Genomic DNA, 14309 nt, shown 5'->3' with positions numbered 1-14309 from the left:
CTGCTTCATGCTTGCAATGGTCATGCGCTCTTCAGGCTGAAGCTGTTGATACGTTCTTCTTTTTTGCATGTGCGCACCTTACACGAGGAAGGTGTTGCACTTCAGATTTGATCGCGCCCTGCTAAATCAATTTATTAAATCCTTTCTGGACACTGGAGCGCCAACAATAACTACGCAACATGCACTGACATGGGCATGCCAACCGAAGAACGCCTGTAACAACTGGTGGTCCTATCGTCTTTCAGCGGTTCGTGGCTTCGCCAACTATCGTAAGCGCGAATTTAAGCGCACCTAGAATCCGAAGCTGAACGAGCGCAGGCTTGCGTCCGCAACTACAACTTGCGGACGCAACCTATGACTCAGAACGAAGTTGATTTCCTTCCGCTGCGGGTGACTGGCGTGACCGCGGCAGGCAAACGGAAGTTTGACGCCGAGGGTAAGCGCAAGCTGATTGACGCCTGCCTGCAGCCGGGCGCATCAATTGCCGGACTGGCGTTGAAGGCTGGCGTGAACGCCAACCAACTGCATAAGTGGATTCAATTGCGCGAGCGCGCAAATGCCGCTGGTGCGACGGTGAGCGTCGAGGCGTTGCCATCGGCATTCGTGCCGATCGTCGCGCTCAACGAGGTGGCGCCGGTGCGCACGAACCCCGAGCCGGTGAGCGTGCGGCGATCGTCGCACGGATACGAAGCGGCGAAGACAGCGACGCTGGCGCGGCTGTCTGCACAGTTGCCCAATGGCGTGACGCTGCAGCTCGAATGCGCCGCGCACGATGGCGCTCTCGTGAAGGCGATGATCGAAGTGTTGGGGGCGCACTGATGTTCCGCTTCGACGTGGACCTGCAGATCTACCTGCACCGCGAGCCGATCGACTTCCGGGCCGGAATCAATAGCCTCGTCACGCTGGTCGAGCAGTCGATGTTGCTCGATCCGCTTGCGCGAGCCGCGTTTGCGTTCCACAACCGCAAACGCGATCGCGTGAAGCTTCTGCTCTATGACCGGGCGGGATTCTGGCTCTTAATGAAACGGCTCGAGGCGGACCGCTTCGTTTGGCCCCGTCGTCAGCAGGCCGTGATCGAGCTCACGGCCGAGCAGCTTCACCTGCTGCTCGACGGCGTCGATGTCGACGCCGTGCGCCGTCATCCTGCACGGCAGTACTGCCACGCGAGCTGAATGGCGGCATCGCCGCTGCCCTGCCGACGGGCCTCCTTCTGGACGTTGCGAGTCAACAACGGCCCGCCCGGCAGTTACAAATTTACGTAAACCCATCCGGCGCTAAGCTTCGCTATCGTGGAGCGCATGAAATCCGCCGATCTGTCGCGATTGCCGCGGGCCGCCAAGGCCTACATCAACGAACTCGAAACCGGGCTAGCCGAACGCGACGCCCGCATCGACGAACTGAACAAGCGGCTGGATGCGCTTGAAGAGCAATATCGTCTCGCGTTGGCCCGGCAGTACGCGCCCAAGAGCGAGAAGCGCCGCGACCGCGTGTTTAACGAAGCCGAAGAGGCAGCCCACGCCGAGCCGTCCGACGAGGGCGACGGCGACGCACCGACGCTGCCCGATACCGGCTTGCCCGAGCTCGATCAGCCTGCCCCCCGCAAACGTGGCCGCAAGCCGCTGCCCGCCGAGCTGCCGCGCGAGCGAATCGAGTACGACCTACCCGAGGACCAGAAGATCTGCCCCTGCTGCAGCAAGGCCATGCATCGGATGGGCGAGGAAATCAGCGAGCAGTTGCACATGGAGGTCAAGGTCTCGGTGTTGCAGCACGCGCGTTTCAAGTACGCGTGTCGCCACTGCGAGCGTCACGGCACGCACACGCCGATCGTGGTCGCGCCGATGCCGGCGCAGCCCTTGCCGGGCAGTCACGCCAGTCCATCGATGATCGCCGCCGTCACGGCCGGCAAGTATGTCGATGGCACGCCGCTGTACCGGATGGAAGACGTGCTCGCGCGCTCGAACATCGCAGTCAGCCGCGGCACGCTGGCGAACTGGATCATTCGCCCAGCCGAGCTGCACTACAAGCGGATTTGGGAAGCGCTCAGGAAGATTCTGCTAAGCCAGTGGCTGATCCACGGCGACGAGACCACCGTCCAGGTCCTGAAGGAGAACGGCCGAAACGCGCAGTCCACGTCGTATATGTGGGTGTACCGAAGCGCCGAGGATAGCGAGCAGCCGGTGGTGCTGTTCGAGTACCAGCCGGGGCGTGGCCAGCAGTACCCGAAGGACTTCCTCGGAGACTACGCCGGCACGCTGATGACAGATGGCTGGCCCGCGTGGCGGACGGTCAAATCGGCCACGCACCTCGGATGCCTTGCGCATGGACGCAGGATGTTCACGGACGCGCTCAAAGGACAGAAGAACAAACCGAGCCCCCGCATCACCAAGGCGCTCGAATTCTTCCAGGCGCTGTACCAGGTCGAGACGCTCGCCAAACAGACACTGCCGGAGGGCGAAACCCTGGCCGATTACCGGTACCGCTTGCGGCAGCAGCACAGCGTGCCGTTGCTAAACGCCTTCAAGAGCTGGCTCGACGAGCTCGCGCCGAAGGTTCTGCCAAAGAGCCTGCTGGGCGAGGCGATCGGCTACTGTCTCAGGCAATGGCCGTACCTGAGTCGCTATGTGGACGATGGCCGGTTTGCAATAGACAATAACGTCATCGAGCGCGACATCAGGCCCTTTGTGACCGGACGAAAGTCGTGGCTCTTCAGCGATACGGTCGACGGCGCGAAAGCGAGCGCGATGGTCTACAGCCCGATGCTCACGTGTCGAGCCTGTGGCGTCGATCCCCATGCCTATCTGCTGCACGTGCTGACCGAATTGCCGCAGCGCGCACCGGATGCCGATATTAGCGACCTGCTACCGTTCAACTTCGCCCGACAGCAAGCCGTTACCGGGTAACTCTAATCGCTACCGCGCTGGGCCGAAGTATTGGGCCCACTGTTCCGAATCGGGATCGAGTCGGCGCACGATCGCGTCGTCGGCCCGCACGATTAGTCGTTCCAGCATCTGACGCTTCGTTACCGAGTAACGGCGAGCTAGCCGCGTCAGCGCAAGACATGCTTCCGTGCTCACCCACATATCCAGACGTCGATCACCGTTGCCGTCCTTGCCCGCCGTCTCGCGCCTTGCTCGATAAGCCGCTTGCCGCTGCGCCGTCGTTTGAGTCATCTCGCATCTCCTTCGTTACCCGGTAACTATCGATCTGAAACATGTTACCCGGTAACGCCAAGCCTAACGACGTGTGGCAGATTTAGCGCTTACCAACTATCTACACTCCACCGATCCCACAGTTGAGGTGCCGTCGCCGGACCTGCTGCCCTGGAGGGCTCGCCGAGCTATCCCGTATCTGTATCGCGAGGACGAGATTGTCGAGTTGATCAACGCCGCCGGAATGCTCAGCTCCCCACTGCGAGCGGCAACTTACCAGACATTGATTGGGTTACTCACCGTCACCGGTATGCGTGTCGGTGAGGCGATCAATCTGGATCGACAGGATTTCGATGCGCGCAACGGTACGCTCATTATCCGGGAGGCAAAGTTCAATAAGACGCGGGAACTTCCATTGCACTCAACGGCGGTCACGTCCCTAGAGCGCTACCTTACCCGCCGCAACCGTGTTTCCTGCGCCGCGAGATCCGAGGCCCTATTCATCTCCCCGACTGGCAGTCGGCTCCTGTACTGCAATGTTCACTGGACATTTCAGCGCCTGGTGAGCCAAGTCACTCTTACCCAGCGCACAGGTCGGTGTCGCCCTCGTATCCATGACTTGCGTCATGCATTCGCCGTCAACGCGCTACTTGACGCGTATCGAGATGGCTCCGATACGCAGCAGCGTCTCACGCTGCTTTCAACGTATCTTGGACATGCCAATCCCGCGTCGAGTTACTGGTATCTATCGGCAGCACCGGAACTGCTCGCGAAGGCAGTCGAGCGTCTGGAGCATCCACCTGGAGAACGAGCATGACAGCACTTGCCATAACCCTTCAGGCATTTTTCACAGATCGGCTCCTTCGCGAGCGGCACGCGAGCCCATGTACTGTCTCCGCGTATCGCGATACGTGGCGATTGTTACTTGGCTTTTGCGCGAAGCGAGCCGGCAAATCGCCTTCGGCGCTCGATTTTTCTGACCTCGACGCACCGCTTGTCTGTGCCTTCCTGGACCATCTTGAACTGGAGCGCAAAAATAGCGCACGCACTCGTAATGCTCGGCTCGCTGCCATCCACTCGCTATTTCGCTACGCGGCATTACGCAACCCCGAATGCGCGGCCACCATCGCCCGAGTTCTGGCGATACAATCCAAGCGCTTTGAGCGTTGTCACCTTTCGGCGTAATGGCGCCGGGCATTTTCGCCGTCATGGCGCCACTGGAAACGGGCAATTCGAGGGCTCGAACGGGGATCAAGGTTGCTTGATTTTGCCTCCTTTTGCAAGCTCGGTTCTGAGTGTTTCGACGCCCGGTTTTAGTCCGCGATAGCTCTCGCCGTCGAGGACGATTTTGTGAGCGCCATGACGCAAGCGGTCGAGGGTTGCCGCGCCGATCATCTTGTTACCTGGGAATGCTTCCCCCCATTCGGGAAAGTCCAAATTCGAAGTTAAAATCGTTGCTGCGCGCTCATAACGCTCGGCGATCAGGTCGTGGAAGTCTTCATCGTCTGGCGAACGCAGTGGCTTAAGACCAAAGTCGTCAATGATCAGAAGTGGAAGCTTGGCGAGATACTGGAAACGACGGTCGTAAGTGCCCACGGCTGCCGCGCTGCGCAGGCTTGCTAATAATTGGCTTTGTGTTGAGAACAGCACATCGTGTCCTTGCCGAGCTGCAGCGTGTCCGAGGGCTTGCGCAAGATGGCTTTTCCCCGTTCCGCAAGGCCCGGCAATCAGGACCGCCACCTTCTCGTCAATAAATCGGCACGTGGCGAGATCATGGATAGCGGCTCGATTCAGCCCTGGTAGCCGGTCGAAGTCGAATCCTTCGAGGGTCTTCTGGCTACGGAAGTTGGCGCGTCGCATGCGCAGGCTGAGCTTTTTGTTATCGCGCCGGGCTACTTCGTCATGAATGAGCAGCGAAAGGAATTCGGTGAAGGCAAGCTTGCGATCGATGGCCTCGCGGTTTCGCGCTTCCAGTGAATCGAGGATGCCGGACAAGCGCAGCTGTTTAAGCAGTGGAGTCAATTCAGGAATGGGATGCATGGCCGGCCTTATTGGAGAATGGTTTGTGTGTTGCGGCAGAAACGGCCCCCTTCGGTGTAGGTGCTCGCCAGCGCATCAAAGGCGTTTAACAGCGTCAGCTGATCCAATCCCTTTTGCAGGATGGTTTTAACTGCCGTGTAGTGCGGCGTGCCGTAGTGGTTGGCGCGCGAGCAGGCAGCTTCAAGGCGGACTGCTCCGTATTTCTGTTTGAGCCGCAAAACGCCTTGCACCGAGCGCATCTTGATTAGGACTTTGTCGCCGAAGAGCGCCTGAACGAGGGCATGGCAGGCAGGCCCGATCTGCTCAGCAGTTGCTAGGCACCACTGGGTGTCCTGCAGTTGCCACGCTTGGGCAGCGGAGGGCAAGTGATCGTCTACTGTGCGACGGCCGCCTGCGCGAGTAAGACGGACGTGGGCTGCGACCGAGTCCTGCCCGCGATACAGCGTCACCATGGTGTCGGTCGCCTTGAGCCACAGTTCCTGGCCGACCAGCCTATACGGGACCGAGTAAAAACTCTGCTCGAACTGGACATGAGCGTCGCGGTGCACCTTGGCCTTCGCCCATACTGCGAGCTCCGGCGGCACGTCCGGCAAGCTGATCAGCAGGCTTCGTTCGACTTCCGCGAAGCGCTTGAGCGGCATCTCGCGAGTCGTACCGTGAATGCGGTTGCCGGCTTCGTTAATTACCCACGCGTGTACTTGGCGATTGGCGTCAGCCAAGCCACGAAACTCGCGTAAGGGCAAGAAGCCTCGCTTCACAAATTTGACGCCCGATTCCACGATTCCCTTTTTTTGCGGATCCCTTGGCGGACAAGCATCAATCTTGAAACCGTATCCTTCTGCGCACTCGCCGTATGCGCGCTGCACCTCGGGCTCGTAATAGCACGCGCGCGTGATTGCACATTTACAATTGTCGATGTTCTGTGCCCGCGCGCGAGATGTGGCCGACTTCTCGGTGGGCCCCGCCACGGATACCCGAGATTGATCCGTCGGCCACATAACTTTCAGAGCTGGCGTAGCCAATCAAGCAGCGATTTATCGTCTCGCCACACTGCGCCTGTGTGGGATGTCGCCGAAGAACTCAACTGATCGGAAGGTTCGCATAGCCTCATCGCCGCTTCTTTCACGCGCATATTGATTTCGGCATAGCGGTGTGTCGTCTCGAGGCTGGCGTGTCCAAGCCATGCGCGGATGACATTGATTTCTGCACCGCCTTCCAACAGGCTGACTGCGGTGGCGTGCCGCAAAATGTGGGGAGAGACGTGCCGGAGTTGCCCGCCAATCTGTTTGGGCGGCAATAACTGGTCGGTTCGCCGGCGGACGATCTTGTAGATACCGAAGCGAGTCAGCGGATGTTCGCGTCGTGTCGTAAAAACGGCTGCATCCTGGCGGCGTCCGACGACCAGCGGTCTAAGCAGTGCGGCAGTTTCCTGCCATAGCGGGCACGCCCGCCATTTATCGCCTTTACCGTGAAGCCTGACACGAAGTGGCTTGTCCAGATCCACGTCGGCACAGTGCAAATCGACTACCTCCTGCACGCGTGCACCGGTATTGTAGAGGAAGTACAGCAGGGCCCGGTCACGTTTCGCGTGGTCATCGTCGCCAGTGATCGATGAGATCACGCTCATGACTTCATCGCGTTCGAGGTAGAACGTTTCGGGCGGAGCGACACGTTTGAACGGAATCGCGCGCACCCGCGCTGCCTCTTGCAGGAACTCCGGTGACCGGCTGGCAGCATACTCATAGAACGCATGAAGTGCCGCGAGTCGTTGATTCCGCGTGCGGCGATGATTATGGCGTTCATGCTCGAGATAGGTGAGGAATTGCAACACCTGATCCGAAGTCAGATCGGCCAGGACAAGCCTCGAAAGATGGCGATGCCGCCGCTGTGCGACAAACTGCAGGAACAGCCGCAATGTGTCGCGATAGCTGCGTATCGAACTGAGGCGTAAGCCTTTCTGCAGCTTCAGATGGTCTTCAAGGAAGGAGAACAGCACGGGGCCGAGTATGTCATTCATGACTGGATGCTCCCATGAGACGCAAACTGCTCGAACCGCTGGTTGGCGGCGTCAAGCAGGTCGCTCGTGATCGTCAGGTAGATGGCCGTCGAGTCGGGATCGACATGCCCCATGAAGGTCGACAGCTGCAGCAGACGATCACCCGGGGACACACCACTGCGATACCAGCGCAGCAATGTGCCGACTGCGAACGAATGCCTGAGCCCATGCAGCCGCGGAGCGTCGACTCCGGGTGGAATCTCGAGGTCGAGACTCGGCAGCAGATGGTGGAACGTCAGGCTGATGGACGTCGGATTGACCGTGCGGTTGGCCGTGAACGAGAACAGCGGGCTGTTCGAAGCCAGGTTCGGGCAGCGGGCCTGACGTTGCTGCAGGTAACCGGCCAATTCAGCAGCCATCTTCGGCCCGAATGGCACCAGACGGCTCTTGCCGCTACGCCGCTAGCGGCGTAGTCACAACTATGCCGCGTTCGTGGCAATGCCGATCAAGCCGGGATTGGATCACGATGATGCTTGTAAAGAGCCCGCGGGAGGTCATTCTTAGGTCGCCCGGATCGGCATAGTTTTAATGGCTATAGACTCTTGAGAAACGTCGCGAGCTTACTGTCAGGCCGGTATCGTACGGGCTTGCCATCATGTGGTCCGACACGAGCGAGAATTTTTTCCTTCATCTCCAAACTGGCATCCAGGTACATCTGGGTTGTCTGGAGCGATTCATGGCCCATCCACAGGGCAATGTTGAATGGATCCACACCAGCTTGCAGTAATTCCATGGCTGCCGTGTGCCTCAGCACGTGCGGCGTCACTCGTTTCTTTCGCAGTGAAGGACATCCCCTGGCAGCCTGGGTAGTGTACTTTTTCAGGAGACGTTGTACCGCGTCCGGACTGAGATGGCCACCTCGAATACTCGGGAACAGCGCATCACTGTTGGGTATGCGAGGCTCTTTCATCCAGGCTTTTAGAATAGCGGCGGTCTGCTTGCTAAAAGGGGTGACGCGCTGTTTTCGACCTTTACCCACAACATCAATGTGCGCGCCTGTGCCGAGGGTCACGTCCTCGCGTGTGAGGCCGGTCATTTCCGACACACGAAGTCCTGTCTCCACACCCAGTCGGAGTAAAGCATGATCGCGACGACCACACCAGGTGCGCTTATCGGGTGCGGCGAGCAGCGCCTTGACTTCCGGCCGCGTCAGAAAGTGAATGAGCCTGCGATCGTAGCGTTTGCCGGGCATCGACAGCACGCGCTGGATCTGCGCGGAATACGCTGGCGCCTCGAAGGCCGCGTAACGGAAGAACGAGCGAATCGCCGTCAGGCGCAGATTCCGGGTGCGGACACTGATGGCCCGGGTCTTCTCCAGATCATTCAGAAACGCCGTCACGAGCGGCGCGTTGATGTCCTCAAATGCCAGATGATCCGGTGGTTTGTGCAGTCGCTTGTAGGCAAAGCGGAGAAGCAGCCTGAACGTGTCGCGATACGAACTGATGGTGTGCGGACTGGCCTGCCGCTGTTGCATGAGACGTTCCGTAAAGAACCGCTGCACTAACGCTGGGAAGCTGACGGTAGATTTCATGACACATCCTTCCAACGATGCTCCAGGCGCTTCATCGCCTGCTTCATGAGTTCTGGGTGCTGCTCTACATACCAGTACGTATCGCTCGCCCCCTGGTGCCCGAGGAAGGTCGACAGTACCGGCAACCAACGCACCGGGTCTTTACCCGATCGGTCTAACCTCATCAGCGTCGTGACCGCAAATAGATGCCGATAGTCGATCAGGCGCGGGGCGCGCCTTGTTGATGAATCGCGTAGACCAATTTCCCGTGTGAGCGCCGTAAATGTATGAGAAACCATGTCTCCATTGAGAGGCTTGCCTTGCGAAGTGATGAACACATGGGCTTCCGGGCGCCCAGCAAGACATCGTTCACGACGTTGAAGATAGTCTGCAAGTGCATCTCGAGTGGAGGAATGAATGGGAACCCATCTCGACTTGCCAAATTTGCTTCCCCGCACCGTCAGCACGCATTCTTTCAAGTCAACGTCTTCAAGTTCCAGATTGACCGCTTCACCAGGGCGCAAGCCCGTGACGCTTAGCAAACCTATCAGCGTAAAATAAGTCCACCGCCGGAGTCCCGATGCCGGAGGAAGAGCCAGTGCGGCGGCCAATATCTTCTCGGTTTCCTCATCGGTGTAAAGGTAGGGAGCGCGCCGATGATACCGGTGCGGCAACAATTCGGCCCGTGGAATCTCTGTGTGCGGATCGAAGGCACTCAGATAGCGTGCAAAGCCACGCACTACACCCAATCGCTGAGCCCAGATCACTGGTTGAACCTTCGGAGATTTTTGTGCCCAGGTCAACGCAAGTGACGCACTAATGTGAGAGGCCCGACGCCGTTCCATATAGCAGACGAAGTCTTCCAGCCGTTGGCCTGCTTCATGGAGTTTGAATCCCAAGCGACGACGCATCGTCAGGTATTCTTCCATTGATTTGCGTAACGTACTCATGGTCGGGGGCTCGGCCATGGCGGCGCCAAGGCCCGCAGTGAATCCAGATCGACCTTCGCGTATATTCTCGTCGAGTCGGGATTTTTGTGGCGCAAGACCTCGCTAATCTCGGCCAACGAAGATCCTTGATGCAGCATCTGCGTCGCTAGCGCATGCCGGAATTGATGGGCTCCTTTTCTCGGCGAATCGATACCAGCCCGCTCCAGCGCGTATCTGACTACGTTGCTTACCGCTTTTTCCGTCTTGAAGCCACGAATCGGCGCGTTTATTCGCAGGAAGACACGCCGACTCTCGGAGTCGGCGCGACCGTTTTTCAGGTAGTCGGCGATCGCTTCACCCACCGGTGCGAGTAATGGCAACAGCGACTCCAGACCGCCTTTTCCGTGAACGTTCAGCGTGCCGGTTTCCCAATCGATGTCATCCAACGTCAAGGAAACCACCTCGCCACCGCGCAATCCCAGCCGGGCAAGGAGGAGCAGGATCGCGTAATCCCGCCGGCCGATGGGGCGCCGCCGGTCGCAACTGGCCAACGCTCGTCTGGCATGCTCAGGGGATATCGCTTTGGGGATTGACGCCATTGACCAGTGGGCGACCCAGGGGATCACCGCAGCGAGGTCAAGCCTGATCAACCCTCGATAACGCGCATACTGCAAGAACGAGCGCAACACCATTGTCATCGCTTGCGCTCGCGTGGGACTTTGAGCGGCCTCATGCCGAACAAAGTCGAGTATCTCGTGGGCGCGGAGATCCGAGAGCCGTGTTGCTCCATCACCGAACTGCTCTGTTAAAAACAAACGCGCACACCACCGATATTTCCTGATCGTCGTGGCTGCCAGGCCTCGTTCCCGGTGCAGATACAAAGCGTAGTCGTTTACCAATTCTTCAACTGGTGTCTGCGCAACGGGCGCGTCCCTTGCAACGATTCCATTTTCTTGCAGCAATTGTACAAAGCGTCGTAGCGCATATTTTTCGCCCTTCCGATGACAGCGGTGGTGTTCTCGGTAGTGCAGATAACGCTGCGCAGTTTCATGAGTCACTTCCTCAATCGACAGTTTCTTGCACTTGAGCCACACGCTGAAATCGGCGACGAGAAGCAAGTGCCTTCGAATAGACTCCTGCGCGTAACCTTGATCATTCAGCAGACCTTCAAATGCACCGAGGTGTTCAGCAAGGGGGCCCTTGGGTGTATCGAGTGAGTGCGACCGCGTTTTGAGGTACAACTTCTCCATGACCTGCGCCTCTTGTAAAAGCGGGTCCAATATCAATCAGACTATGCCGATCAGGTTTCGTTCATCGCCCTTGAATTTGCATTCGTCACGTCCAAATCGAACATAGTTAACGATGCGGCATAGTTGCCGAACTTGCTCTCACGAATGATCAGCAAATTGCGACGCAAGTCAACATCCTCGCAGCGCAGTCGGCTCACCTCGCCGACCCTGAGACCAAGGCCGTAAAGCAACAAGAAGATCATGCGATAGGTTACCGCCCGCGCCGGCCCCTTCGGGCGATCGGGTAGCTTGGCGGTCGCCTCGAGCAAACGCCTGGCCAAGGTCTGATCAAACAGGAATGGGATGCGCTGCGCAGTCGCTCGCCGAGGTCGTGGAAACACGGGGCCGACCGGCAGGTACCCCTGTTGCACCATCCACCCGAACCATTGACGCAGCACGCCCAGCAAATGATTGTAGCTACGCGGCCGGGTCCTCGGACGTGAGGCGAGAAAGGCGTCCACAACTTCGGCGCTGACGTCTGTGATTGTGGTGATGTCGTGCGCAACGGCATATCGATCAAACAGGCGTAGAGCGTACTCCTCGCTGACATATTTCCTGTTCAGCGCGCGCTTGAATGCAATGTAACGTTCGATCTGCGCGGAGAACACGCTCTCGTAGCCGACAAAATGCGTTCTCATAGGATTGACTCCCCGTCGCCCAGTGCGACTTGCCGCAACGCCTCAATGTCGATCTTGGTGTAAATCTGTGTCGATGCTGGATGCCCGTGCCCGACATAATCGCCGATCGTCTTCAGATCGAATTCCGCATTGACCAGCCGTGTGACACACGTATGGCGCAGGGTGTGGGCGCCCGGCCGTCGTACCGCAACACCTATCTTGTGCAGATACTCGGATGCCCGGCAATGGACGCCAGAACTGCCCAATGGTCGGTATGGTGCGATCTGACGGAAGAACAGGCACCGCTCAGTTGTCTTCGGACGACCGTGTTGCAAGTAATCGATGATCGCGGCACCGACCAGCGTCGAAAGTGGGTAGGTTGTTGAATGGCCGGCTTTACGTTCTGAAACGCGCAAGCGGCCACGTTGCCAATCAATATCATCGAGGGTAATGCCGGCCACCTCGTATGCCCGCAACCCGTACGTAACCAAAAGAAGCAGGATGGCATAGTCGCGCTTGCCAACGGCCGACCGCCGGTCCACAGCGTCCAGCATGCGCCGTACTTCGTCCCAGGAAATCGCGCGTGGGATATCCGACAGTCGGTACGTCTGCGGACAACCGATGCTGGCCGACAAGTCGGTGGAGCATAGGCCCTCTCGCAACAGGTAGCGAAAGAAAACCTTCAACTGCGAACAAAGGTTGCGCTGCCCGGACGGACTAAGGTGTGAGCCGCAGTTCGTAAAGAATGCCGTCAGGATCACTGGAGACAGGTCATCAAGCGAAATGCGATGCTGGTGGCAGTATGCTTCCAGCATGCGTAGGTGACCACGATAGTGAACGACGGACCGCTCCTTGAGTCCGCGTTCTTCGTGCAGGTATGCAAAGAAGTCACTTGCGATGTCGGCGAACGGCTCTGGTCGCTCCCGGCGTGCGCTTGCTGCGGCATAGCTCGGTAATACAACTCTCAGCATTTGCTCAACGGCATTGCGTGTCGCGTCATAGACGCCTCGCCGAGCTCGTTGGTCGCGGCAGTCCGCACTGCGCTGTTCGAGCCACATTTGCGAGAAAGCTGTGGCATGAGCTGGTAGATCCTCCAGGCGCTTCGCGCCGCGCGCCTTGGCAAACTCGCCAAAATGCACCAAGACCGGTACCCGATGCAGCACGCTGCGCTCCGCGTATCGATTCTCGGCAAGCCACGCGACGTATTGTTCAATGGCATCGGCGATCCAGCAGGTGCGAATGCGATCAAGTGTGGTTGGCTTTAGATAGTAGTGCTCGAGCATGACAACCTCCATTCCGTCGACTGACGGGGAACGGTCATCTTGCGCTCTTGAAAAAATTATGTGCCCGGCACGATGGCTCGCTGCAGCGCTGGCAAGCTCCAACCGGAAATCGGCCTCATATTGCGTGCGGGCACAGAACATCGATTTTGTACCGCGGTACAAAATCGATGATGACCCGAGCCGGCACACCACCAAATGCCTCGAAGGCGCGCCGGTGACATCCCAGCCAGGTCGCTACCGTTTGGTCTCGGACAAACTCAACATATTGGTGGCGCGACCAGGCCAGGGTCATGACGAAGAACCATGTCTTGTGGATCTCGCCGGTGAGCGCGTCGGTCATCATCGGACCGGCGCCGAAATCAACCTGTGCCGCTTCGGCCGGCTTGAATTCCAGGCGCAGCGGCACGTCGGGCGCGTGCGATGCGTCTATATGCAGAAGGAAACGATAGACCGACGAATAGCTGCCGCCGTATCCGTGGTTGCGAACGAGCGTGGCGTGGATCGTCGTGCATTGAATTCCGGTTGCCCGCCACTTGGTGATCTGCTCCCGCCACGGTTCCAAAGTTGAGACGCAACTCGATGGTAGCGGTGCCTCTTTGCGATCCAGGAAAGCGGCCATTACGTGTTCGTCGGGTAAGGCCGCTTCACGCGCCAACCATCCATTCTTGGCGGCAATCTCCCGCACCTGCGCAATCTTCTTGCGCCCCATGGTCTTCGATCGTGCGATATCCCGGTCAGAGTCGCCTCGGCGCATGCGCACCAGGATCTGTCGGTATTGGTACATCTCGAACCTCCGATTGGCCACGGCCTCTCCCGGCAAAAGGCCGGGAGTCTAGCCGATCAATGAAGTTCGAACCCTCGCTGCTCGTCATCTGGGTGGCGCCATTACGCCGAAAAACTACTGGCGCCATTACGCCGAAAACGAAATGGCGCCTATATGCCGGAAATTCACAAGCGTGCCATCGTTGCTTTTCTCACCGAGGCCGAAGTGCAAGCGTTGCTCGCGGCGCCCGATCGCGCCTCGTGGTCAGGGCGCCGCGATCACGTTTTGCTACTGGTTGCAGTGCAAACCGGCTTGCGAATCTCAGAGTTGATCGGCCTGAGACAGAGCGACGTTCACATCGGCGTTGGCGCACATCTCGCTTACCAGGGGAAGGGTCGAAAGAATCGCATTACGCCGTTGACTGCCCCGGTGGTCAACGTGCTCCGCGCCTGGCTTGCCGAGTGCGACGTCAATCCATCGGCGCGGCTGTTCACAACGCGTGCCGGAACACCACTCAGCCGAGACGCAATCGAGCACCGCATCGCCCTTCACGGAGGTGTCAGGAATTTCGTGTGCTGAGGTCGGTTAAAAATCTCAGCTGATGGCGGCGGTGAATCGCTCGCCGAACAGGATGGCGAACTGATTGACTGCTTGCCGCCAGGTTATAGGTGGC

The 14309-nt window shown here is 58.6% G+C and carries 15 protein-coding genes and 2 pseudogenes; 6 read left to right on the top strand and 11 right to left on the bottom strand.

Annotation, left to right across the window (positions count from 1 at the left end):
- Nucleotides 1-354: 354 nt before the first annotated feature.
- The 3 genes from tnpA (at nt 355) to tnpC (ending at nt 2900) form a co-directional block, all read left to right on the top strand.
- Nucleotides 355-819, top strand: a complete 465-nt coding sequence (gene tnpA, locus AC57B6_RS01690) for an IS66-like element accessory protein TnpA (RefSeq protein ID WP_496420605.1) — start codon at nt 355-357, stop codon at nt 817-819.
- The gene (tnpB, locus tag AC57B6_RS01685; RefSeq protein WP_496420604.1) at nt 819-1172 is read left to right on the top strand and encodes an IS66 family insertion sequence element accessory protein TnpB; all 354 of its coding nucleotides are present in this window, start codon (nt 819-821) and stop codon (nt 1170-1172) included. Before tnpA ends, tnpB begins: the two co-directional genes overlap by 1 nt.
- A gap of 126 nt (nt 1173-1298) precedes the next feature.
- Nucleotides 1299-2900 carry an IS66 family transposase gene (gene tnpC, locus AC57B6_RS01680; RefSeq protein ID WP_496420603.1) on the top strand — a complete coding sequence of 534 codons (1602 nt, stop codon included), beginning with the start codon at nt 1299-1301 and terminating at the stop codon, nt 2898-2900.
- A gap of 9 nt (nt 2901-2909) precedes the next feature.
- On the opposite strand, the gene AC57B6_RS01675 is transcribed toward tnpC, so the two are convergent.
- Nucleotides 2910-3170: a hypothetical protein gene (locus tag AC57B6_RS01675; protein ID WP_496420602.1), complete on the bottom strand. Its 261-nt coding sequence runs from the start codon at nt 3168-3170 to the stop codon at nt 2910-2912.
- Nucleotides 3171-3243: 73 nt separating this feature from the next.
- Between AC57B6_RS01675 and AC57B6_RS01670 the strand changes: the two genes are divergently transcribed.
- Both AC57B6_RS01670 and AC57B6_RS01665 read left to right on the top strand, forming a co-directional pair.
- Nucleotides 3244-3966 carry a tyrosine-type recombinase/integrase gene (locus AC57B6_RS01670; protein ID WP_496420601.1) on the top strand — a complete coding sequence of 241 codons (723 nt, stop codon included), beginning with the start codon at nt 3244-3246 and terminating at the stop codon, nt 3964-3966.
- Nucleotides 3963-4334 carry a site-specific integrase gene (locus AC57B6_RS01665; protein WP_496420600.1) on the top strand — a complete coding sequence of 124 codons (372 nt, stop codon included), beginning with the start codon at nt 3963-3965 and terminating at the stop codon, nt 4332-4334. Before AC57B6_RS01670 ends, AC57B6_RS01665 begins: the two co-directional genes overlap by 4 nt.
- 66 nt (nt 4335-4400) lie before the next feature.
- Here AC57B6_RS01665 and istB read toward each other — a convergent pair whose 3' ends face one another.
- From istB to AC57B6_RS01615, 10 genes and pseudogenes are all read right to left on the bottom strand, one after another.
- Complete coding sequence (gene istB, locus AC57B6_RS01660) at nt 4401-5189, bottom strand: IS21-like element helper ATPase IstB (RefSeq protein ID WP_253045107.1); 789 nt, start codon at nt 5187-5189, stop codon at nt 4401-4403.
- 8 nt (nt 5190-5197) lie between these two features.
- Nucleotides 5198-6106: pseudogene (locus AC57B6_RS01655) on the bottom strand (Mu transposase domain-containing protein); the annotation flags it as partial.
- Nucleotides 6107-6192: 86 nt separating this feature from the next.
- The gene (locus tag AC57B6_RS01650; RefSeq protein ID WP_496420599.1) at nt 6193-7206 is read right to left on the bottom strand and encodes a tyrosine-type recombinase/integrase; all 1014 of its coding nucleotides are present in this window, start codon (nt 7204-7206) and stop codon (nt 6193-6195) included.
- On the bottom strand, nt 7203-7622 hold the full coding sequence (locus tag AC57B6_RS01645; protein WP_496420598.1) for a site-specific integrase: 420 nt from the start codon (nt 7620-7622) through the stop codon (nt 7203-7205). Before AC57B6_RS01645 ends, AC57B6_RS01650 begins: the two co-directional genes overlap by 4 nt.
- Before the next feature lie 155 nt (nt 7623-7777).
- A complete protein-coding gene (locus AC57B6_RS01640; protein ID WP_154567930.1) occupies nt 7778-8776 on the bottom strand; it encodes a tyrosine-type recombinase/integrase in 999 nt (332 codons plus the stop codon).
- Nucleotides 8773-9705, bottom strand: coding sequence for a tyrosine-type recombinase/integrase (locus AC57B6_RS01635; protein ID WP_154567932.1), 933 nt, complete (start codon nt 9703-9705; stop codon nt 8773-8775). The genes AC57B6_RS01640 and AC57B6_RS01635 overlap by 4 nt, the downstream gene beginning before the upstream one ends.
- The gene (locus tag AC57B6_RS01630; RefSeq protein WP_496420597.1) at nt 9702-10934 is read right to left on the bottom strand and encodes a site-specific integrase; all 1233 of its coding nucleotides are present in this window, start codon (nt 10932-10934) and stop codon (nt 9702-9704) included. The genes AC57B6_RS01635 and AC57B6_RS01630 overlap by 4 nt, the downstream gene beginning before the upstream one ends.
- A gap of 50 nt (nt 10935-10984) precedes the next feature.
- Nucleotides 10985-11611 carry a tyrosine-type recombinase/integrase gene (locus AC57B6_RS01625; protein WP_496420596.1) on the bottom strand — a complete coding sequence of 209 codons (627 nt, stop codon included), beginning with the start codon at nt 11609-11611 and terminating at the stop codon, nt 10985-10987.
- Entirely contained in the window at nt 11608-12873 is a 1266-nt protein-coding gene (locus tag AC57B6_RS01620) for a site-specific integrase (protein ID WP_496420595.1), read from the bottom strand. The genes AC57B6_RS01625 and AC57B6_RS01620 overlap by 4 nt, the downstream gene beginning before the upstream one ends.
- A gap of 163 nt (nt 12874-13036) precedes the next feature.
- Nucleotides 13037-13657, bottom strand: a pseudogene (locus tag AC57B6_RS01615) (transposase); the annotation flags it as partial.
- 153 nt (nt 13658-13810) lie between these two features.
- Between AC57B6_RS01615 and AC57B6_RS01610 the strand changes: the two are divergent.
- Nucleotides 13811-14215 (top strand): tyrosine-type recombinase/integrase, encoded by a 405-nt coding sequence (locus tag AC57B6_RS01610; protein ID WP_496420594.1) that lies wholly within the window; start codon nt 13811-13813, stop codon nt 14213-14215.
- Nucleotides 14216-14309: the final 94 nt, after the last annotated feature.

This window comes from Paraburkholderia sp. BGA-UO-ETr-F12, assembly GCF_059567945.1.
This window is presented reverse-complemented; position numbering and strand designations above follow the sequence as displayed.

Excerpts from the sequence above, each read along its gene's own strand:
- tnpB (WP_496420604.1), top strand. The coding sequence starts at position 819 with ATGTTCCGCTTCGACGTGGACCTGCAGATCTACCTGCACCGCGAGCCG.
- tnpA (WP_496420605.1), top strand. The coding sequence starts at position 355 with ATGACTCAGAACGAAGTTGATTTCCTTCCGCTGCGGGTGACTGGCGTG.
- AC57B6_RS01635 (WP_154567932.1), bottom strand. The coding sequence starts at position 9,705 with ATGAGTACGTTACGCAAATCAATGGAAGAATACCTGACGATGCGTCGT.
- AC57B6_RS01620 (WP_496420595.1), bottom strand. The coding sequence starts at position 12,873 with ATGCTCGAGCACTACTATCTAAAGCCAACCACACTTGATCGCATTCGC.
- AC57B6_RS01675 (WP_496420602.1), bottom strand. The coding sequence starts at position 3,170 with ATGACTCAAACGACGGCGCAGCGGCAAGCGGCTTATCGAGCAAGGCGC.
- AC57B6_RS01610 (WP_496420594.1), top strand. The coding sequence starts at position 13,811 with ATGCCGGAAATTCACAAGCGTGCCATCGTTGCTTTTCTCACCGAGGCC.
- AC57B6_RS01630 (WP_496420597.1), bottom strand. The coding sequence starts at position 10,934 with ATGGAGAAGTTGTACCTCAAAACGCGGTCGCACTCACTCGATACACCC.
- istB (WP_253045107.1), bottom strand. The coding sequence starts at position 5,189 with ATGCATCCCATTCCTGAATTGACTCCACTGCTTAAACAGCTGCGCTTG.
- AC57B6_RS01625 (WP_496420596.1), bottom strand. The coding sequence starts at position 11,611 with ATGAGAACGCATTTTGTCGGCTACGAGAGCGTGTTCTCCGCGCAGATC.
- AC57B6_RS01665 (WP_496420600.1), top strand. The coding sequence starts at position 3,963 with ATGACAGCACTTGCCATAACCCTTCAGGCATTTTTCACAGATCGGCTC.
- AC57B6_RS01640 (WP_154567930.1), bottom strand. The coding sequence starts at position 8,776 with ATGAAATCTACCGTCAGCTTCCCAGCGTTAGTGCAGCGGTTCTTTACG.
- tnpC (WP_496420603.1), top strand. The coding sequence starts at position 1,299 with ATGAAATCCGCCGATCTGTCGCGATTGCCGCGGGCCGCCAAGGCCTAC.
- AC57B6_RS01650 (WP_496420599.1), bottom strand. The coding sequence starts at position 7,206 with ATGAATGACATACTCGGCCCCGTGCTGTTCTCCTTCCTTGAAGACCAT.